This window comes from Microbulbifer elongatus (genome assembly GCF_020524885.1).
Taxonomy (GTDB): domain Bacteria; phylum Pseudomonadota; class Gammaproteobacteria; order Pseudomonadales; family Cellvibrionaceae; genus Microbulbifer; species Microbulbifer elongatus_A.
In genome coordinates this window covers 155,143-175,385 of the sequence record NZ_JAIVKJ010000005.1, presented here as the reverse complement: position 1 = coordinate 175,385, position 20,243 = coordinate 155,143, and the positions used below count along the sequence as shown (strand labels likewise).

At 56.1% G+C, this 20,243-nt stretch carries 15 protein-coding genes and 3 tRNA genes; 11 read left to right on the top strand and 7 right to left on the bottom strand.

Going from position 1 to position 20,243, the window contains the following annotated elements; all coding sequences use genetic code 11:
- The first annotated feature begins 459 nt into the window (after positions 1-459).
- From LC059_RS16400 to LC059_RS16350, 11 genes are all read left to right on the top strand, one after another.
- Positions 460-2,391, top strand: a complete 1,932-nt coding sequence (locus LC059_RS16400) for a tetratricopeptide repeat protein (protein ID WP_226704950.1) — start codon at positions 460-462, stop codon at positions 2,389-2,391.
- Entirely contained in the window at positions 2,375-3,037 is a 663-nt protein-coding gene (lolB, locus tag LC059_RS16395; RefSeq protein ID WP_226704949.1) for a lipoprotein insertase outer membrane protein LolB, read from the top strand. Before LC059_RS16400 ends, lolB begins: the two co-directional genes overlap by 17 nt.
- 91 nt (positions 3,038-3,128) lie before the next feature.
- The gene (gene ispE / locus LC059_RS16390) at positions 3,129-4,049 is read left to right on the top strand and encodes a 4-(cytidine 5'-diphospho)-2-C-methyl-D-erythritol kinase (protein ID WP_226704948.1); all 921 of its coding nucleotides are present in this window, start codon (positions 3,129-3,131) and stop codon (positions 4,047-4,049) included.
- Positions 4,050-4,070: 21 nt separating this feature from the next.
- Positions 4,071-4,145 (top strand) — tRNA-Gln (locus LC059_RS16385).
- A 426-nt stretch (positions 4,146-4,571) separates the two neighbouring features.
- Positions 4,572-5,504: a ribose-phosphate pyrophosphokinase gene (locus LC059_RS16380; protein WP_264189690.1), complete on the top strand. Its 933-nt coding sequence runs from the start codon at positions 4,572-4,574 to the stop codon at positions 5,502-5,504.
- A gap of 197 nt (positions 5,505-5,701) precedes the next feature.
- Entirely contained in the window at positions 5,702-6,340 is a 639-nt protein-coding gene (locus LC059_RS16375) for a 50S ribosomal protein L25/general stress protein Ctc (RefSeq protein ID WP_226704946.1), read from the top strand.
- A 40-nt stretch (positions 6,341-6,380) separates the two neighbouring features.
- The gene (gene pth, locus LC059_RS16370; protein WP_226704945.1) at positions 6,381-6,980 is read left to right on the top strand and encodes an aminoacyl-tRNA hydrolase; all 600 of its coding nucleotides are present in this window, start codon (positions 6,381-6,383) and stop codon (positions 6,978-6,980) included.
- An 80-nt stretch (positions 6,981-7,060) separates the two neighbouring features.
- Entirely contained in the window at positions 7,061-8,152 is a 1,092-nt protein-coding gene (gene ychF, locus LC059_RS16365) for a redox-regulated ATPase YchF (protein ID WP_226704944.1), read from the top strand.
- 139 nt (positions 8,153-8,291) lie between these two features.
- Positions 8,292-9,206, top strand: coding sequence for a DMT family transporter (locus tag LC059_RS16360; RefSeq protein ID WP_226704943.1), 915 nt, complete (start codon positions 8,292-8,294; stop codon positions 9,204-9,206).
- Between the two features lie 127 nt (positions 9,207-9,333).
- Positions 9,334-9,410: transfer RNA gene (locus LC059_RS16355), tRNA-Met, on the top strand.
- A gap of 38 nt (positions 9,411-9,448) precedes the next feature.
- Positions 9,449-9,523: transfer RNA gene (locus tag LC059_RS16350), tRNA-Gln, on the top strand.
- A 135-nt stretch (positions 9,524-9,658) separates the two neighbouring features.
- Here LC059_RS16350 and LC059_RS16345 read toward each other — a convergent pair.
- From LC059_RS16345 to pyk, 7 genes are all read right to left on the bottom strand, one after another.
- A complete protein-coding gene (locus LC059_RS16345; RefSeq protein ID WP_226704942.1) occupies positions 9,659-10,702 on the bottom strand; it encodes a sulfite exporter TauE/SafE family protein in 1,044 nt (347 codons plus the stop codon).
- 81 nt (positions 10,703-10,783) lie between these two features.
- Positions 10,784-11,500: a SapC family protein gene (locus LC059_RS16340; protein WP_226704941.1), complete on the bottom strand. Its 717-nt coding sequence runs from the start codon at positions 11,498-11,500 to the stop codon at positions 10,784-10,786.
- Positions 11,501-11,664: 164 nt separating this feature from the next.
- The gene (locus LC059_RS16335) at positions 11,665-13,230 is read right to left on the bottom strand and encodes a tryptophan halogenase family protein (RefSeq protein ID WP_226704940.1); all 1,566 of its coding nucleotides are present in this window, start codon (positions 13,228-13,230) and stop codon (positions 11,665-11,667) included.
- A 60-nt stretch (positions 13,231-13,290) separates the two neighbouring features.
- Positions 13,291-13,998, bottom strand: a complete 708-nt coding sequence (locus LC059_RS16330; RefSeq protein ID WP_226704939.1) for a SapC family protein — start codon at positions 13,996-13,998, stop codon at positions 13,291-13,293.
- 17 nt (positions 13,999-14,015) lie between these two features.
- On the bottom strand, positions 14,016-15,578 hold the full coding sequence (locus tag LC059_RS16325; protein ID WP_226704938.1) for a tryptophan halogenase family protein: 1,563 nt from the start codon (positions 15,576-15,578) through the stop codon (positions 14,016-14,018).
- A 164-nt stretch (positions 15,579-15,742) separates the two neighbouring features.
- Complete coding sequence (locus tag LC059_RS16320; protein WP_226704937.1) at positions 15,743-18,349, bottom strand: TonB-dependent receptor; 2,607 nt, start codon at positions 18,347-18,349, stop codon at positions 15,743-15,745.
- Between the two features lie 401 nt (positions 18,350-18,750).
- The gene (gene pyk, locus LC059_RS16315) at positions 18,751-20,187 is read right to left on the bottom strand and encodes a pyruvate kinase (protein WP_226704936.1); all 1,437 of its coding nucleotides are present in this window, start codon (positions 20,185-20,187) and stop codon (positions 18,751-18,753) included.
- Positions 20,188-20,243 lie beyond the last annotated feature (56 nt).

The window sequence follows — 20,243 nt, the reverse complement described above, 5'->3', positions numbered from 1 at the left end:
CTCTATACACCCGTCCCGAAAATGGTACTTCTGTCGGTAAAAAGGTCGCACATTGTCCGGGGCTGCCGCACGCCGTGCAAGCGGTATCAAGCTATCGCTGCAATTGTATGTCCCTGGCCGTCATGCCGGGGCCGGCACAGCCGCCCTCCCGGGGTACCTGGCCATCAGGCGCCAGACTCAACCGAACCAGCCTGATCACAGGCGCCTCAACGACGGCGCAGAACTGCTATCCGTCGGTTTAAAAAAGTGCTGACTTTGTTGCTCGATTCGGGCCGGCACCGCAGGACACAGAATTCAGAACTAGAATTATACGGCGATAACCCGGAAAAATACGCCAACAGACGCCTCACCACAAAGATTGGCCTTTGGTTGCTGCCGGATGCAGTGACTTCAGCGCCACGACCCGGCCAGAGACCGGTCGCCAAACGGTGCGTGGCGCGAACGTACGGACACGTTTATATGCAGCTTTTCTCCCTCCCAGTGCTCGCCACCCTGTTAACGCCACGCCTTATGCGCACAGTGGCAGCCCCCCGGCTCCAGCAACCAGCGGAGTGCCGCCACGGAAAACGACTGGCCGCGGCCGTTTCGATGGCGGTTCTGTGCGCCTGTACCCAGCAACCACACAGTGTGCAGAACCCGCCCACTCTCGCAGCCGCTGACCAGACGCCGGAATCCGTCTCGGAGCAGCCAGCGGACGGGCAGGCGACCACCGCCACGCCTTCTACCGACCCGACCGGCGAACCAGCGACCAAATCCGTGGCCGAGCCTGAAAGCAAAACCAGGCCTTTCCCTATCGAGACTTTCTACACGCTGCTGGTCGCCGAAGTGGCCGGCAACCGCGAGCAGTACGACCTTGCCCTCGCCAACTACTACTTCCAGGCTGAACGCACCAAGGATGCCGGTATCGCCGCCCGCGCTACCCGCATCGCGCGCTTCCTCAATGCGCGCCGCGCAGCCCTGCGTTCTGCCCAGCTATGGGTAGAACTGGAGCCAGAGAACCCGGATGCGCAGCTGGCCGCCACTGCCGAGCTCACCCTCGCCGGCGAGCTAGATGCCGCCATGCGCCACGCGGAGCTGGCGCTGGATCTCGGCGCCGATGCGCCACTGCAATCGGTTGCCGCCACCGTTGTGGACAACGACGAACTGGCGGCAAAAGTCCTGCCTGAATTTCAGCGCCTGTCGCTGAAACACCCCAACAACAACGAGGTATCCCTCGCGCTGGCAATGATGCTGCGCGCCAATAAACGATCAGAAGAGGCCCTGAAACTCACTCGCCAGGTTCAGGAGCGCGACCCGTCATTGCTCGACGCCCCACTACTGGAATCTCATGTCCTGATCGATATGGGGCGCAACAAGGAGGCGCGCCGACTGCTGGAAAACCTCGTCAACCTTTATCCCAAGGAGAGCCGCCTGCGGCTTCAATACGCCCGCCTGCTAATCCGGGAAGATCTGGACCTGGCCCAGCATCAGTTTGTGGAGCTGGTAAAACAGCGCCCCAACGACGCCAACCTGATTCTCTCGCTGGCCCTGATTCAGTACGAAACCAATCAGTTTGATAACGCCAAACCCCTGCTGGAAAAACTGCTGGCACTGGGAGAGCACGAATCTGCCGCGCACTTCTATCTCGCGGGCATTGCCGAACAAACCAGTGAAATCGAAGAAGCGGTGACGCATTACCGCATGGTGCGTCCCGGCGGCGACTATGTGCCGGCCATTACCCGCGGCACCAACCTGCTTGCGGCCAGTGGCAACACCGAGGGCGCCCAGGAGTGGTTTGAAGAACTGCGCCAACGCCACCCCGCGCAGGAGGAACAGTTTTATCTGCTGCAGACGGAGTTGCTGACCAAACATGGTTATTTGAAGGAAGCGCAGACGTTATTGGCGGACGCCCTCAAGCGCAATGACGACAGCAACCGCCTTGTCTACGCACATGCAATGGCCAGTGAGCAGCTCGGCGATGTAGAAAATTTTGAACTGGGTTTGCGTAAATTGTTGTCCCGCGACCCGGATAATGCGAACCTGCTTAACACATTGGGTTACAAACTGCTTTCCTATGACGACCGCCTCGATGAGGCGCTGGTACTGATCACTAAAGCACTGGAACTAAGCCCGGACGACCCCGCCATCATCGATAGCATGGGCTGGGCACATCATCGCCTGGGCAACCACGTCGAAGCCGTGAGGTACCTGCAAAAAGCTCACGAGCTGATGAAAGACCACGAAATTGCCGCACACCTGGGCGAAGCTCTATGGGCACTTGGAAAACACCAACAGGCCATGCAGGTGTGGGAGCAGGGATTGCAGTCCAACCCCGAAAGTAAACTAATCCCAGCGGCCATGCAGCGGCTACAGGATCAACAAAGACTGGAACAGCATGTTACGGAAAGCTGACGTTCTCTCTCTGCCCTCTTTTCAATTTTCCCAGGGCGCACAACGCGCCCTGCAAATAGTGGGCGCAGTCCTGTTGCTCGCACTCACCGCTTGCAGCTCACAAAAGCCGCAACCACAGCAACCGCCCGCGCAACAGGCTGCACAACCACAGTCTGCAGCGGCACTCCAGCGCTGGGAGGCCAAAGGCAAACTGGGTGTGCGTTCACCTAAAGAAAACGGTAGCGCCAACCTGATCTGGCAGCAGGCCAACGCCAACTACCGCATTCACCTGAGCGGCCCATTGGGCGCCGGCGCCACCACCATCAGTGGATCACCGGGCGGCGTCAGCCTGCAAAGGGGCAGCGACCCCGCTGTAATGGCCTCTGACCCGGCGCAACTGACAGAGCAAATCATGGGCTGGCCACTACCGGTTTCAGAGATGTTCTACTGGGTGCGCGGCCTGCCTGCACCAGGCGCGGTCGCCGGGCAAAAGAAAGATTCCAAAGGACTACTGCAAAGCCTGCAACAGTCCGGCTGGCAACTGAATTTCAGTGGCTACCAGTCCGTCGGCGCCTTCCAGCTTCCCAGTCGCATCAAGGCGGCCACCAATAATGCAGCTGGTCCGGTAAGCGTTACCGTGGTGATCAAGGAGTGGGTTCCCAGATAAGTCGACCTTAAAGGACATCTGCTTTAGGTGCCTCCCCGAAGATGCTGGCGGCTGTTAAACTGGCCGCCAGCAATCCAATACCCACCGCTCAATGAACACATCCTTCTCCAGACCCGCCCCCAAGCATGGGCATCACCTTACCCTCACTGCGCCGGCAAAGCTGAATCTGATGCTGCGCATACTCGGCCGCCGCGAAGACGGCTATCACGAGCTACAAACGGTTTTTCAGCTGCTGGATTTTGGCGACACGCTGCACTTTGAAGTTACTGACGACAGCAGCATTCACCTGCATTGCCCGGGTGTGGACGTGAGTCCCGAACAGAACCTGATTTACCGTGCGGCAGAATTGCTGAGACAGACCTGTGGCCGTGCCGATCTCGGGGCACGTATTTCCGTGCAAAAAACTCTCCCTGCCGGCGGCGGCATCGGCGGCGGCAGCAGTGACGCCGCAACCACCCTGCTGGGGCTGAACCAGCTGTGGCAGTGCGAGCTTGAGCTGGACGCACTCGCTGAACTGGGGCGACAACTGGGCGCGGATGTACCGGTATTCGTACGAGGCCACTCGGCCTTTGCTGAGGGCGTTGGCGAACGATTGACCGCGGTTTCCATTGAGCCCCGCTGGTACCTGGTGCTCACACCTGACTGCCACGTGAGCACCGCGGCGCTTTTTTCCGATCCGCGTTTGACAAGAGATTCCGCCGCAATTACATTAGCGGCCCTTCGCGACAGGCGGCTGAACACACACTGGCTGAACGATCATGCCGGTAACGATTTCCAGCCACTGGTTGAGAGCCTCTACCCCGAGGTACGCGAAGCCAGAGAATGGCTTTCGCAACACGGGCAGGCGCAACTGACAGGAACCGGCGCATGTGTATTTGCCGGCTTCGAGTCAGAGTCGGCAGCGCAGAAAGCGTATGCCGGGCGACCTGAAGGATGGAGCGCCTTTGTTGCTCGAGGTGTGGATAAATCCCCCACTCACAAGCAACTCGCGAAATTTGCAGCAACAGTCTAAATTGACTAACTGCAACATTGCTGGGGTGTAGCCAAGCGGTAAGGCAGCGGGTTTTGATCCCGTCATGCGAAGGTTCGAATCCTTCCACCCCAGCCATATTTTCAGGTTGGCAGTGAATGTAGCGAAAGCAACGCACTCTGACAGGTTCGAGCCGAAGCTGGCGCAGCCAGCGGAGACCAGCGAGCCGCAGGCGAAGCTAATCCTTCCACCCCAGCCACTTTCTTAGTTTTCAGGAGTTCCTCCATGAATTCCTGAAAAACGCTAAGCGCGGCGCATGTCCGCACTTAGCTCCCGACAAACCAGCTGCACTGGTTTGCGGGCGAGCCATCCATGGCCCGCCTTGGAGCTTCGGGTCCAACCCCGATAACCGGCCAATCAGGGCCACCCTCTACACTTGCATTAAATGGTCGCCCAATGAAACGGCATCACACTCACCTGCAAGCAGTTCGCGCTCCGAAAACCCCTGAATTTCACTAACATCATCTACTCCCAACGAAAAAGGTACTCGCAGTGGCTGACTTAATGGTCTTCACCGGCAACGCAAACCCGGAACTGGCACAAAAGGTTGTTGAGCATATGGCGATACCGCTGGGGGAAGCCGTGGTAAAACGCTTCTCCGATGGTGAGATCGCGGTGGAGATCACTGACAATGTGCGCGGCCGCGATGTGTTCGTGGTGCAGTCCACCTGCCAGCCCACCAACCGCAATATCATGGAACTGATTCTGCTGGTGGATGCCCTGCGCCGCGCCTCGGCTGGCCGCATCACCGCGGTAGTCCCCTACTTCGGCTACGCGCGACAGGATCGCCGGGTGCGCTCCCAGCGTGTACCAATTTCCGCCAAGGTTGTGGCGGACATGATGGTGAGCGTGGGTATCGATCGCGTTCTGACCGTCGACCTGCACGCCGAGCAGATTCAGGGCTTCTTCGACGTGCCTGTGGATAACGTATACGGCTCCTCTGTACTGCTGGACGACATCGAGCGCCAGGGCTATGAGGATCTGGTTGTGGTTTCCCCGGACATCGGCGGTGTGGTTCGCGCCCGCGCGGTCGCCAAGAGCCTGGACTGCGACCTGGCGATCATCGACAAACGCCGCCCGGCGGCAAATGTGGCCGAAGTCATGAACATCATCGGTGAAGTAAGCGGCCGCACCTGCCTGCTGGTGGACGATATGGTTGATACCGCCGGCACCCTGTGCAACGCCGCGGCGGCACTGAAGGATCACGGCGCCAAAAAAGTTGTGGCCTACTGTACCCACCCGGTCCTGTCCGGCAAGGCGATCGAAAACCTGAACAACTCCGTGATGGATGAACTGGTAGTCACCGACTCCATTCCGCTGGGCGACAAAATGGAAAAAGCTCCGAAGATCCGCCAGCTGACCCTGTCTGCCATGCTGGCGGAATCCATGCGCCGCATCAGCAACGAAGAATCCCTGTCCGCGATGTTCCGCTCGTAAGCTCCGCTCGCGAGCCACGGTCCGAATCTTCCGCTTTAAGCGCTGGCAATCGCCTGCGCTTCCCCTTAGAATACGCGCCCGCCCGGCACTGCCGGGCGTTTACTATTGGGCGTTTCAATAGATTCTGCCCCTTTTATAGCAACGCCAGAGGGTTCCGGTCGCAGGGCCTTCTGGACAGACAACCTGAGGTTTACCCCATGTCTGATTTCAAACTGAATGCCAGCGTCCGTAGCGACGAAGGGAAAGGTGCGAGCCGCCGCCTGCGTCGCCTGGAAGCGAAAGTTCCGGCCATCATCTACGGTGGCAAAGCTGAGCCGCAGTCCATCTCTCTGCTGCAGAAAGATATGTTCAAGGCTCTGGAAAACGAAGCTGTTTTCTCCTCCGTACTGACCCTGAGCGTCGACGGTAAAGAAGAAACCGTGATCCTGCGCGATCTGCAGCGTCACCCGGCCAAGCCTATCCTGCTGCACGCTGACTTCCAGCGCGTTTCCGCCAACACCAAAGTTCACGTTAAAGTGCCGCTGCACTTCCTGAACGAAGACAAGTGTAAAGGCGTCAAGGCTGGCGGCATCGTGTCCCACACCCTGACCGAGCTGGACATCTCTGCACCGGCTTCCAAGCTGCCTGAGTTCATCGAAGTAGACCTGGCGGACCTGGAACTGGACGGCACCGTTCACATCTCCGACATCAAGCTGCCGGCTGGCGTTGAGTCTGTGGACCTGGCCCACGGCGAAGACCACGACCTGGTTGTTGCCTCTGTGCACAAGCCGCGCGGTGCTGTTGAAGCCGACGCTGAAGAAGGCGAAGGTGAAGGTGAAGAGTCCGGCGAAGCATAAGCCGACTCTCGTTCAGGTCTCCTGATAAAGGAAAAGTACCTTGAGCAAGGCTCCGGACACGCCCATCCAGTTGATTGTGGGCCTGGGTAACCCAGGCCCCGAATACGACCGGACGCGTCATAACGCCGGGGCCGACTTCGTCTCCGAGCTGGCCCGTATCCACGGCACCCAGCTCGCGCCAGACAGCAAATATCACGGCCTCACCGGCCGTGTGCGAATCGGCGGGCAGGATATCCGCCTGCTGATTCCCACCACCTATATGAATCGCAGCGGCCAGGCAGTGGGCCCGCTGGCGAATTTTTTCAAGATTCCCGTCGAGGCTATTCTGGTCGCTCACGATGAGCTGGACCTGCCCTGCGGTACTGCGCGCCTGAAAGGCGGTGGTGGCCACGGGGGGCACAACGGCCTGCGCGATATCATCGCCGCTCTCGGGAACAATCGCGATTTCATGCGTCTGCGCCTCGGCGTCGGCCACCCGGGCAACGCCCGCGATGTAGTCAATTACGTACTGCAGCGCGCACCCAGGGTAGAGCAGGACCAACTGGCAGAAGCCATCGACCGCGCTGTGGATGCACTCCCCACCGCTGCCAGTGGCGACTGGGGTGGCGCCATGAAAACGCTGCACACCAAATCTAAATAGCACCAGGTAGCAAGCAGACCGCGGCCTCCTCGGACACCGCCACTGCAACGCACCACTAGATTCACTACAGGATTCACACCATGGGTTTTACTTGCGGCATCGTCGGCCTGCCCAACGTAGGCAAATCCACTCTGTTCAATGCCCTGACCAAAGCGGGTATCGATGCGGAGAATTTCCCCTTCTGCACCATCGAGCCGAACGCCGGCATCGTGCCGGTACCGGACCAGCGTCTCGACAAACTCGCCGAGATTGTGAAGCCGCAGAAAGTCATTCCCACCACCATGGAATTCACCGATATCGCGGGCCTGGTGGCCGGCGCCTCCAAGGGTGAAGGTCTGGGCAACAAGTTCCTCGCCAACATCCGCGAGACCGACGCCATCGCCCACGTGGTGCGCTGCTTCGAAAATGACAACGTGATTCACGTGGCCAACAAGATCAACCCGGTGGCCGACATCGAGGTGATCAACACCGAACTGGCGCTGGCTGACCTGGATACTGTGGAAAAAGCGCTGCTGCGCTACACCCGCGCCGCCAAGGGCCAAGACAAGCACGCGATCAAGATGAAGGCGCTGCTGGAAAAGATTCAGCCGCACCTGAACGAAGCCAAGCCGCTGCGCTCGTTCGGCCTGAGCGACGATGAGCTGGCCGACCTGCGCGAATTGAGCCTGCTTACCGTCAAGCCCACCATGTATATCGCCAACGTGGATGAAGACGGGTTCGAGAACAACCCGCACCTGGATGCCGTATCCGCCATTGCCGCGGAAGAGAATGCGGTTCTGGTACCCATCTGCAACAAACTCGAATCCGAGATCGCCGAGCTGGACGACGACGAGAAAGCCGAATTCCTGGAAGAGCTGGGCATGGAAGAACCGGGCCTGAACCGCGTTATCCGCGCAGGCTACAACCTACTGAGCCTGCACACCTACTTCACTGCCGGTGTAAAGGAAGTGCGCGCATGGACCATCCCCCAGGGCGCCACCGCTCCCCAGGCCGCGGGCAAGATCCACACCGACTTCGAGAAGGGCTTTATCCGCGCGGAAGTGGTGGGTTACGACGATTTTGTCGCCAACAAAGGCGAGGCTGGTGCCAAAGAAGCGGGCAAATGGCGCCTGGAAGGCAAAGAGTATGTGGTGGTCGACGGCGACGTGATTCACTTCCGCTTCAACGTCTGATCCCCGCCTGCCACCCCCTCCGGCAAACCCGGCGCGCCACCAAAGCGCCGGGTCAATTGCCCCGCGTTCTGCGGACCACTACATCGCACCGCTCAGCGCACCACCCAGCACACCATTAGCACCACCACCAAAGGCTGCCATGTACCAATCCAACTGGAGAATCGGACTGCCGCTGGCACTGACCACCGCCTTTCTGTGGGCCCTCCTGCCCATTGCGATGAAAGGCCTGATCGCCGACATGGACTCCACCACCGTGACCTGGTTTCGCTTTTTTGGCGCCGCCCTGTTTGCCGGCACCTGGTACGGCTGGCGTCGGCAACTCGAGCTGAGGCAACTGTTCACTGGCCGCCTCCTCCCCTACACACTGCTGGCGGTAGGCGGCCTGCTGGGTAACTACATCGCCTACGCCACCGGGCTGAACTACATAACCCCGGGCGCCCTGCAGGTACTGATCCAGCTGGCGCCACTGCTCCTGCTGGTATTCAGCGTGTTATGGCTGGGGGAGCGTTTTTCCGCACGCCAGTGGATGGGTGTGGGAATGGTGTGCATCGGCCTTGCGCTGTTCTTTAATCTGCGGATACCGGAGCTGCTGCGAGGGGAAGACCGGCAGTACCTGATCGGCGTCGGGCTGGTAGTGATCGCGGCAGTGACCTGGGCGGTGTATGGACTGTTCCAGAAAAAGATCGTCGCCCAGTCGCGCCCGCAGAACCTACTGGTGCTGATCTACATCGCTGGCAGCCTTTGCTTCCTGCCCATATCCCAGCCCACCAGCGCACTGCAACTGGATGCCCTAGGCTGGGGCTTACTGCTGTTTCTGACCGCCAACACACTGATTGCCTACAGCGCCTTCGCCAAGGCGATGGCGGCGTGGGAAGCATCACGGGTCAGCGCCACCCTGGCACTGGTACCCCTGATGACCCTGGCTCTCAGCGCCCTTATCGGCGCCCTGTGGCCCGATTACATCGAAGTAGAGCCAATGAACTGGATTAGCTGGGTTGGCGCGATAACCGTCGTAGTGGGATCACTGCTCGCCGCCATTGGCCGCGGCCGCTAGTCCAGCGGATCCAAGCACGGGAAAAGTGGTTAGCGCGCTAACCTACTGATTAATTTACCAAAAAGGTGTTGACAGACCTCCGAGGTCGCCCGATAATGCGCGCCCTCGGTTAGCCGAGACTTTCAGTGGCAAGGTAGCTCAGCTGGTTAGAGCGCAGCACTCATAATGCTGAGGTCGGGAGTTCAAGTCTCCCCCTTGCTACCATTTTCTTCTCGTGAGTCCAGCTTCACGAAACCCGATACTGGGGTGTAGCCAAGCGGTAAGGCAGCGGGTTTTGATCCCGTCATGCGAAGGTTCGAATCCTTCCACCCCAGCCATCTTCAAAAAAGGCGATCTCGCAAGAGATCGCCTTTTTTATTGCTCGCACAGCAGCCCGAGAAAACAGAGATCAACGAGAAGCAGAGATCAACGAGAAGCAGAGGTAAACGAGAAGGAGGGATAAAAAGGGAAGGCTAGGAGCCAGACACCAGCCCACCACCCACAGGGAAGCTTCCACCCACCTCACCAGCGCCTTCGCGTCGGCGCTCTCTGCGCAACCCGAGAGAGCGCAAGGCTTCGAATCCACCCAGGCAAACGAGCACGGCCACCGCGGCCGCAACAGTGCCGAGCACTCCCAGGGTCGCCCTTTCCGAGACACAGGTCCAGACGAGCTGCACGATGCACAACAGCGCCACTACAAGCAGCGTTGGCTTACGACCAATCAACCCGACGACGAATACCCCCAGGGGGGCCCCGAGTGCTACCACAGGCGCCGCAGCCAGCCAGTTACCCAGTACGCCCGGCTGCCAGTCTCCGGTGACACTCTTTACCGCCACACCCACCACCGAAGAGAACGCCATAATGACCACGGAGGTCGGGATGGCCACCTTCAGATCCACACGGCTCAACAGCACCAGCGCCGCGTAGATCACCATGTCGATTCCGACTCCGGTAACCGACACTGCGGCAAAACCGGAAACACCACCCAGCACCAGGCCAACGCGAAAATCCGCGGGGCAGCGGGGGTCACCGGCATGATCGTGACCGGTAATTTCTCGCAATCGATACAGATGCAGAATGCCAAAGCTACCCCAGATCACGGCAAACGACAGCTTCACCCACAGCTCGGGCACAAGGGGGGCAAAAAAAAGAACACCCAGTGGCGTGGCCACCAGGCTGCCCAGCAGCGCGCCACGCAACATGGACCAGGCCAACTGCTGGCGACGGCAGAAAATAAAGATACTGGCACTGACCATACCGATAGACTGCACGGCAAAACTGAAGTCCCGCCCAAGGCTCGCAGGCATATCAAACAGCAGCACGAGCACCGGGAAGCCAACGGTGCCGCCCCCCATGGGAGTAGAGCCGGCGGCATAGCTACCGACGGCCATGGACAGCGCCATGGGCCAGTGCTCCACCACCGTCGCCCACAGGTTCTGACCAAACACGAACAGCGCCCAGAGCCCGTAAAAAACTCCGAGAAAGGTCAGCCAGGCGGCGTAGCGGGAAAAAAACATGGGGGATAACCGGGGAATTTATCCCGACCTCTGAAGGAGGCCGGGAAGGTCAGGGAGCAGAGCACTCCCTGACGATACGGATCAGGCTTCAGCCTGCATCCGGGCCAGACGGGAGAACTGATGCATGGAGCCCAGCTGCGCGTACAGCGGCGCCAGGAAACCGCGCTTGCGGAAGTCAGCGAAGTCTTCTTCGCTCAGCTCGCCCAGCTTCTTCTCATCGACCATGTAGATACCGGTCAGATTGATCTTCTCGCCACCCGCGTTGACAGCAACGTTCTGGGTAGTCAGCAGATCTTTCTCGGCCAGAATGGTGATAAACGCCTTGGTCATCTGGTCGCTTTCCAGGTAGCCCACCAGAGACTCTTTCTTGGCCTTCAGGTACTCGGACTCTTCACCGGACTCTTCGAACAGGGCATTGCCCTCTTCTTCGCCGACAACCGGGCTGTTTTCTATCAGGCCGACCATCAGCTTTTCCTTGTCTTCACCGGCAGGGGCCAGAATGAAAGGATGGTTGCGCACAGCGCCCGGTACGAAAACGCCTTTCCACTTTTCGCCATCTACGAACAGGTTTTCGCCTACTTTCAGGCTCAGCAGGGCAACAGACTGGAACTGGTCAGTCTCGGAGTTCTTGACGAATACGATCGGGAATTCAGCACCCAGGCGGGAGAATTCGTGAGCAGTAACCGGCACCATGTGCGCGTTCTTCACGTGCTCAAAGGTCCCCAATTCACGGACTTTCAGCTTGCCGTGGACGTCGCTGCGCAGAGGAACGATTTTTGGGGCTTCTACAGTGGCCATACAACACCTTAAGATTTGGAAGTTATTCTAAAAAGCTCGCCTAGTATATTTTTCGTGCGAAAAAAGGGAAGTGAAAATTTCACTCGCACCAAAATCTTGCCATTGGCATCTTGCCAAACCTTGTCCCACCCCATCAAGCACCCGTAACAGACCCCAGCGATACGTTAGATCCGCTGAAATCCATACTTATATACCTTGTCAACCAGCTCACGCTGGGACGGCAACTCCGCCTGCAGTGCCTGGTTGAGCTTTTGGATCTCAGCAAATCGCCGGCGCGCCGATTGTGACTGAACATAGGCACTTTTGTTGTAGTCAATCTCGGTAGCAAACTGCATCCCGTAGAGAACAAACAAATAACTATCAAGCACAAAAGGCTCATAGGCATAGTCGAAATCAAACTTCCCAGGAGGATGATATTTCCAGTGCTCCAAACGCTCTTTGAGAGAGTCCGGGACCGTGCTTTCGTCGCAATTGTCTATCCAGTAATCACTGTCCCGTCGGCGGGAGATGCAGTAGTGCAGCTTGATAAAGTCAACGGTTTTGTGCCAGCGAAGTGCAAAAGTACTGTTGTATTTTTTCGCTACCAGTGGAATGGCTTCTTTTCGACGCGGGAACTGTTCGGCCAACATATTGGCACCCGCCTCAATCAGAAAAATGGCAGAGGCTTCCAGCGGCTCTATAAATGCGGCTGACATACCCAGTGCGACACAATTTTTCTTCCAGAACTGTTCGCGATACCCCAAGTCGAAACCGATTTTCCGCGCTTCGAGATTATCTGCCGAGGGACCAATGTACTCCCTTAAGGTTTGCTCCGCTTCATCAACCGAGCAATGACTGCTGCTATAAACAAAACCAACACCCCGGCGGGAGCTAAGACCGATATCCCACGTCCAACCCTGCTTATGCGCCGTTGCAATGGTGTGTGTCGCTATGGGTGCACTCTCACTGTCATATGGCACCTGAATCGCCAGAGCCGTATCGTTGAAAACCTGATCCCGTACGCTCTTCCAGGGAACATCAAGTGCCCCACCGAGCAATAAAGCCCGTGAGCCAGAGCAATCAACAAAGAAATCCGCCTTCAAACGAGAATGCTCACCGTGGTCCGTATCAACCGATTCGATAGAACCGTCTTCAGAAAGATGGACGTCAGTTACATTTGCGCGAACGTGTTTTACACCGAGTTTCTCAGTACAGTGCCGGGTAAGAAACGCAGCAAATTTATGCGCATCCAGATGATATGAATAATTCAGAATCGCATCGTATGCAGGGGTAGTAATTTTCTTTGGTGCCAGCCCCTGCTGGCAGGCAAAAACCTGCGATGCCGTGGCCTCGTCATATGGCCTGCCTTCCGCTTCGCCAAGTAACCAGTAAGGAACGAGATTGAACTCATGAGCAGAGTGGAAGACAGCACTCAATGGGTGGTAATAACTGTGCCGACCTACACTTTCCGGAGAGTCCAGCCAGTTAACAAACTCTGAGCCCTGCTTGAAAGTGGCCTCGCACTCTCGCATGAACTCACCCTCATCAACCCCAATCGTCTGCAAAGTGGTGCGCATGGTCGGCCAGGTACCTTCGCCAACGCCCATGATGGGTACATTGGGTGACTCAACCAATGTAATCTTCACAGCATCTTCGCGGGTGGAATTTAACCTGGCAGCGAGAATCCCCGCCGTGAGCCAACCGGCTGTGCCTCCGCCAACAATCAACACTTCGTCAATACGAGAAACCATGACCTTCCAACCACTTAGAGACAAAACTGGCCCAGTAGTATTTGCTACTGGATACCCTGATTATGCTGCACGCTTTTTACGTACCAGATTTTGCACGCGCATCGAAGACATCAGCGCTGCATAAATAGCCGGCATAACACCTTTTTTCCGCAGCTCCAGAAAATCCTCATCCGATAATTGATTCAACTTTTCCTCGTCAATCACATAAAATCCCGTGAGATCGTACGGCTGCTCATCTTCAGACACCTGCAAAGTGAGTTTCTTTTGGCTGAGCAAATCTTTGGATACGAGATACTCGATGAACTGATCCGTGACATGGATTCGCTGTGCCACTTCAACCACTGCCTGAGAGCGGTTTTTCAGAAACTCCGTCTGCTCTCCGTCGTCACCAAAGAGCAATTCGCCCTCTGATTCTCCGACCATTTCAGAATCTTCATCGATACACAAAACGGCTTCATCCTCATTCTGAGGATTTTTGATCAGAGCGAAAGGATAGGTGCGAACCTGCATGGGGATATAATCACCATCCCACGCTTCTGATCCGGAAAACAGGTTCTCACCAGGACGCAAACCCGCCAACGCGACGATTTTAAACTGCCCGGTGTTCTGATCTTTTACAAACAGGACTGGAAAACTCTGACTCGCCTGAACCACTTCGTGTAGAACCAATGGCAATACATGGTTCTCCTTCACATGAGAAAACGTCAGGTCCTGTCCGACCTTGATGTTTTTGTGTGCGGTTTTATCCAGCGCTTTAATTTTCGTCATTTTTAACTCCTGAATATTTATACTTTTGGAATGCCGTAATGTATTACTTTGTTGATCAACTCTCGATGAGGAAGTAATTCTCGAACTACCGCCTCAGTTATTTTTTCCACCTGCTGAAAACGAGCTTTAGCCTCTTCTACACGCGGTAGCATTGCCTGTTTTCTAGACATAGTACGCTCTCGCATCCCATACAGTACATACTGGTAACTTTCCTGCGGAAATGGCTCAAAGGCACTATCAAATTGATACTTGCTCACACCGTGAAGCTGCCAGTACACCAACTGTTCCGCAAGGGATTCAGGTATTGTTTCCGGCTTCCTATTGTCGATCCAGAAGGGGCCCTGTCTCTCGGAAAGCACGTAGTGCAGCTTGATAAAGTCGATTGTTTTCTGCCAACGGAAGCGAAAGGAGTCATTGAAAGTTTTCTGCACATACCCCATTGATTTACGGTTGTCTGGCAACATTTCAGACAGCATGTTTGCCGCAGCTTCAACCAGGAATATCGCAGAAGCCTCCAATGGCTCAACAAAAGCGGCCGAAAGCCCAATTGCCACACAGTTGCGGTGCCAGAAACGCTCTCGGTATCCGATGCGCATTTTGAGCGAGCGGGCATCCAGGTCGCGACCGCGCTCACCCAAATAACTTCTCAGGGTTGCTTCTGCCTCATCTTCACTCATATGAGCGGATGAATAGACATGGCCAGTGCCACGGCGATCCTGCAGGGATATATCCCAGATCCAGCCAGCTCTCTGTGCAGTAGAAGATGTCAGACAAGGAATTGGCGCATCTTTTTCATCGTAAGGGATCTGAATCGCGATAGCAGAATCGGTAAGCAGTACATCATCAACTGGCTTAAAGCCTACACCCAAAGCATCGCCGAGTAGCAGGCTGCGAAAACCACTACAGTCAACAAACAGATCACCATAAATGGTGTCACCGGTATCCAGTACTAACTCGGAAATATCTCCATAGGTATCAAAATCGACACTTTGGAGGTTCGCATAGATATGTTTGACACCCAGTTTCTCAACCGCAAAGCGAGCGAGAAACTTGGAAAATTTTCCTGCATCCAGGTGATAGGCATAGCTCATGATGCCGTCATATTGGGGAGTAGTTATTTGCTTCGGCGCAAGACCACGCTTGCAAACCTCTCCTTGAGCGCTCACTGCATCGGCATAGCTAATCTGATCGCCAGCAACACCCGACTCCCAGTATGGCGCCAGATTAAAATCTGCAGGATCATAAATTGAACTAAAAAGGTGATAGTAGTGGTTATCTACCTGATCAGGTTCACGCTTCCAGTTTACGAAACGCGTTCCCTGTTTGAAGGTTGCGCCACATTCGCGAATGAACTCGGCTTCATCAATACCCAGTTCAGACAGGGTTTTGCGCATGGTCGGCCAGGTTCCCTCCCCCACGCCGATTATCGGAATATCGGGGGATTCCACCAGTGTTACCTGATACTCCGAGCCCGGCTTCAGGTTCAGTTGCTTTGCGAGCTTCGCTGCAGTAATCCAGCCAGCAGTGCCACCACCAAGAATGACTATGGATCTGACTTTATTATCTTGATTCGTGTCCACCCTGAACCTCTCGGGGGCTAGGTTTTATCGTTATTGCGCTCGATTCTCTCTGTTTTCCGAGACCCTGACAACCGCACAGGGGCCGGAAAAAGAAAAAGGAAGGCAAAGCCTTCCTTTTTCTTTGTTCCATGTTCCCCCTGACATCGCCGGGGGAAGAAAGCAGCTTACATGCGGTAAGTGGCTTTCAGGAAGTAGCGAGCACCGTTCTCGGTGGTAACACGGTTGGTTTGCTCACCAACAGTGTGACGCTGAACAGTGATCTCTTCCAGAACGTTAACACCCTGCAGGCTTACGTCGATGTTCTCGCTCGCGTGCCAAGTGAAAGTCAGGTCGAGGTAGCTTTGACCGTCGAAAGTATCCAGAGCACCGGACAGAGCAGTACCCTCGGCCAGGAACTCATCGCGGTAGGTGTAAGCCGCACGCGCTGAGAACATATCGTCCTCGTAGAAACCAGTCAGGTTATAAGACAGGTCGGAGTTACCGGGCAGCTTGGTCTTGCTTCCGTCGGCAGCCTCACCTTCGGAATCGGCGATAGTGGTATTGGCAACCACACCGAAGTTACCGAACATCTGCTGATAGCTCAGCTCGATACCCTGAACATAACCACCGGCACCCTGCACAGGAATGGATACGGTGTACGGTTCGATACCATCGAAGCCGGGCATGTTAGTGAGCTCGCTTTCTTCTTCCGGCAACATCATGTCAACAGTGGTACTGGTCACGAAAGACTCGATATCCTTGTAGAAACCAGCAGCACTCACGTAGCTATTTTCGGCGAAGTAGTACTCGACACCAAGGTCAAACTGGTTTGCACGGAACGGATTCATTGCAGTGTTACCAGCAGACGCGGTATTCGCGTTCGGGTTAATACCGCCAATGGCCGGGTTCAAAGTACCGTAAGAAGGACGGCTCATTACTTTTGCCGCAGATGTACGAATGATTACTTCGTCAGTCAGGTCGTAGGCGAAGTTCACACTAGGCAGAACATCGGAGTAATCGTTTTCTGCTACCAGGCTATCGCCATTCACCAAGAAGGTCTGGCTGCTCGTATCAGTGGTCACATAACGCACACCAAAGTTACCGCGATAGCGATCACCTTCGAAGTCAGCCTGCACATAGAAAGCGTTGATGTCTTCAGTAACCTCACCGAAAGCCGTGGGTACGAAAACACCTTCACCAACGTTCGCGCGTACAAAGTCATTCACGGCATCGCCATCAACACCGAGGTATGAGGAGTCAGAACCGGGACCCATTACACCGCCAGCGTCGATCACGTCACCTGCGAAACCGCTTCCCGCCAGAGTCTGACCAGCCAACGCCTCGGCAGCTTCTTCGCTCAGAGCGAAGTTGAACTGAGACTTGCCAAATTCATGCTCGCGCACTTTGACACCAGCTTTCAGAGTCTTAATCGCTCCGTACTCTACATCCAGCTCGAAATCGGCCTGCGCGAAAGTCTCTTCATCCCACAGTTTGACCTCTGAGATGGAAGCTCCAAAGCTAGTCAGCCAATCTCCCTGCATCGGGTCGGCGCCAACGAAATCAATAACCATTCCTTCATCGAGGGTCATGTCGAAGTCGACACTCAGGTCACCGCCATTAACGGCCCAGCGAGGATCTTCACCGTAGATACCCCAGCCGGAGTTTACGTTGCCACCGTTACCGCCTTTCGCACTAGTAGAACCCAGCACACCGCTTACACGATAACCATCGCCTTCATAATCAGCAGTAAATTCTACCAGATCAGTTTTCAGTTCCGGGCTACGAGTGTTAACGTCGTTCAGAACCTGCCATGCGGGGGAACCATCATCACCAGCTTGACCACCGATGAGCGTACCTTTCAGCGGCACACCATTGGTGGATGCGATATCGCTAGAGGCATCACTGTATTGAGTGTTGCCTGTAGAGAACACCAGCAGGTTCTGGTTGGTGTTTTGAGCATCGAGAGAGGTCTCGAAGTAATGGGCACCCAGGGTCAGCTCGTCAGTAGCGGCGAACTGCGCATTGATATCAAATGCCTGGCGCTCACGATCCTGGTTAAAGTTGGCGATACCGGATGCACCCCAACCTTCTTCCCAGTAGTTTTCCGCTTTATTCGCACGACCGATGGTTTCAGCGTAGGAAACGGCAGTCAGGATACCGAAGCGATTGGAGTCGTCTTTCCAGCTAACCAAGCCATTTACAGTCGGAGAAGTACCGCTGTCGAGGGAGTTGGTCATGGTTTCGGCGGAAGCGAATACGGTGAACGGATCCATTTCCAGCGGCTTACGGGTGTGCAGGATAACGGTACCACCTACACCGCCCTCGTCCAGAGAAGCAGTCGGAGATTTGTACACTTCAACAGACTTAACAACTTCGGACGGCATCAGGTCCATGTTGAAGCTGCGCTTGTTGAAGGACAGTGAGAACCAGCTGGTGGACGCAACAAACTGTCCATTAACCAGAGTCTGAGTCAGTTCCGGGTCAACACCACGGATGGACACTTCGTTACCTTCACCGGCAAAACCGCGGTTGATGGCGATACCCGGGATACGCTGCAGAGATTCAGCGATGTTCTTGTCCGGGAACTTGCCGATATCTTCAGAAGAAATAGCGTCGACGACCGCATTGGCGTCACGCTTGGTGTCCAGAGCGGATTGCAGGGCCCCACGAATACCGGTTACGGTAATCTCTTCCAGAGCCTCATCCTGTTGAGCAACCGCCAGCGGAGCCACGAGGCTACCACCGAGTACAGCCGCACTGATCGAGAGAGCGAGTTTATTGCGCTTTAGCATCGATTTCCCCTTCCTTTTTTATAGATATAAAGGTTTGGTTAGAAACTTTTTTATTCACCTTGTACCGCCAAATGATAGCGCTGTCATTCGTTTTTATGATAGCGCTGTCATTCTCACGTTCGACAATACACAGAATGAATTGAAAAAGCTACAGGCCCGGGGAGAAATTATCCGGATATTTCGTAGTTTCTTGTAACCTCAAACTGCCTTTTATGACAGCTCGGAGTGCAATAGCGCCGGATTAAGGGTCAGGACAGTACAAAATTCGTACAACACCCCGCTCCCGACTGGCATCGGCGGCCTGAGTGGCGACACCTCAGCGTTCGGGTTCAGGAATTGATAAGCCCCAAAACAAAACTCCCGGCAAAAGCCGGGAGCTGATGACGAACTCGAGTGGAGGCTTACTCGATTTCCTTGATGCGCATGGAGCTGGTACCCCCGCCCATGTTCAGGCGCTCACCCTGGGTGATCAGGATACGTTGGCCTTTCTCCAGGGTAACACGCGAACCCAGTACCTCGACGATAGCATCGGTCAGGTGACCCAGCGGCACGGATGCCGGATCGAATTCAATGGGGTCGACACCGCGCAGCAGCACCAGCTGGCGCGCAACACGGGAGTGGCGCGTCAGCGCGTAGATCGGCAACTGGCTGGTAGCACGGGACATGATGCGCGGCGTACGGCCGGATTCGGTGAGTGCCGCAACCGCGCACAAGTTTTCAACCCGCGCCGCAGATTCAATCGCCGCCTGGGCAATGACCGTATCGATGGTCTCGGAAGAGGAGCGATCTGCGGCCGGACGCGAGGTGGTACCCAGATACTGCTCAGCGCCCACCACAACTTCGGCCATGGATTCCACAGCAGCTACCGGGAAATCACCCGCGGCCGTTTCCGCGGACAGCATTACGGCATCGGTGCCGTCCAGTACCGCATTGGCCACGTCCATTACTTCCGCGCGGGTCGGCGTCGGATTGGTAATCATGGACTCCATCATCTGGGTGGCGGTAATCACGCCGCGGTTAAGGGCATTTGCGCGGTTAATGAGTTTCTTCTGCACACCCACCAGCGCCGCATCACCGATTTCAACACCCAGGTCACCGCGGGCAACCATAATCACGTCGGAGGCGAGGATGATGTCATCCATCTGCTCATCATTGCCAACGGCTTCGGCGCGCTCAACCTTGGCGACGATAGCGGCGTTGCTGCCCGCTTCGCGCATGGCATTGCGGGCGATTTCCAGATCCTCACCGCTGCGCGGGAAACTTACTGCCAGAAAATCCACATCCAACTCGGCCGCGAGCTTGATGTCTTCGTAGTCTTTTTCCGTCAGTGCCGGTGCAGACAGGCCGCCACCCAGCAGGTTGATACCTTTATTGTTGGACAGCTTGCCACCCTGCAATACGCGGCAGAACAGTTTGCTGCTGGTACCACCGGTAACTTCCAGGCGGATCTTGCCATCGTCCAGCAACAGGATATTGCCGGGCTTGCAGTCCGCAATCAGCGAAGGGTAGTCCACACCAACGCGCTGCAGATTACCGCCCTCTTTCGGGCAATCGGCGTCAAGAGTGAACTCCGCATTGTTCTCGAGAAAGATGCTGCCCTCGGCAAAACGGGCGATGCGAATCTTCGGCCCCTGCAGGTCGCCAAGCACCGCTACCAGCCGGTTCTGCTCAGCGGCGGCGCGGCGCACTTCTTCCACGCGCTTGCGGTGGTCGTCGGCACTGCCGTGGGAAAAGTTCAGGCGTACAACATTGACGCCGGCGCGGATTATCTCGTCAATTACACGCGGCTTGTCTGTACCCGGGCCGAGTGTGGCAACAATTTTTGTATGGCGAATCATAGTGGTGGTATTCGTTTATCGAGTGGATGTGAGACGGTTTTTGATAATCGTATTTT

Bases quoted from the DNA above. Each gene is read 5' to 3' on its own strand.
- LC059_RS16400 (WP_226704950.1), top strand. From the start codon at position 460: ATGCAGCTTTTCTCCCTCCCAGTGCTCGCCACCCTGTTAACGCCACGC.
- lolB (WP_226704949.1), top strand. From the start codon at position 2,375: ATGTTACGGAAAGCTGACGTTCTCTCTCTGCCCTCTTTTCAATTTTCC.
- ispE (WP_226704948.1), top strand. From the start codon at position 3,129: ATGAACACATCCTTCTCCAGACCCGCCCCCAAGCATGGGCATCACCTT.
- LC059_RS16380 (WP_264189690.1), top strand. From the start codon at position 4,572: ATGGTCTTCACCGGCAACGCAAACCCGGAACTGGCACAAAAGGTTGTT.
- LC059_RS16375 (WP_226704946.1), top strand. From the start codon at position 5,702: ATGTCTGATTTCAAACTGAATGCCAGCGTCCGTAGCGACGAAGGGAAA.
- ychF (WP_226704944.1), top strand. From the start codon at position 7,061: ATGGGTTTTACTTGCGGCATCGTCGGCCTGCCCAACGTAGGCAAATCC.
- LC059_RS16360 (WP_226704943.1), top strand. From the start codon at position 8,292: ATGTACCAATCCAACTGGAGAATCGGACTGCCGCTGGCACTGACCACC.
- LC059_RS16345 (WP_226704942.1), bottom strand. From the start codon at position 10,702: ATGTTTTTTTCCCGCTACGCCGCCTGGCTGACCTTTCTCGGAGTTTTT.
- LC059_RS16340 (WP_226704941.1), bottom strand. From the start codon at position 11,500: ATGGCCACTGTAGAAGCCCCAAAAATCGTTCCTCTGCGCAGCGACGTC.
- LC059_RS16335 (WP_226704940.1), bottom strand. From the start codon at position 13,230: ATGGTTTCTCGTATTGACGAAGTGTTGATTGTTGGCGGAGGCACAGCC.
- LC059_RS16330 (WP_226704939.1), bottom strand. From the start codon at position 13,998: ATGACGAAAATTAAAGCGCTGGATAAAACCGCACACAAAAACATCAAG.
- LC059_RS16320 (WP_226704937.1), bottom strand. From the start codon at position 18,349: ATGCTAAAGCGCAATAAACTCGCTCTCTCGATCAGTGCGGCTGTACTC.
- pyk (WP_226704936.1), bottom strand. From the start codon at position 20,187: ATGATTCGCCATACAAAAATTGTTGCCACACTCGGCCCGGGTACAGAC.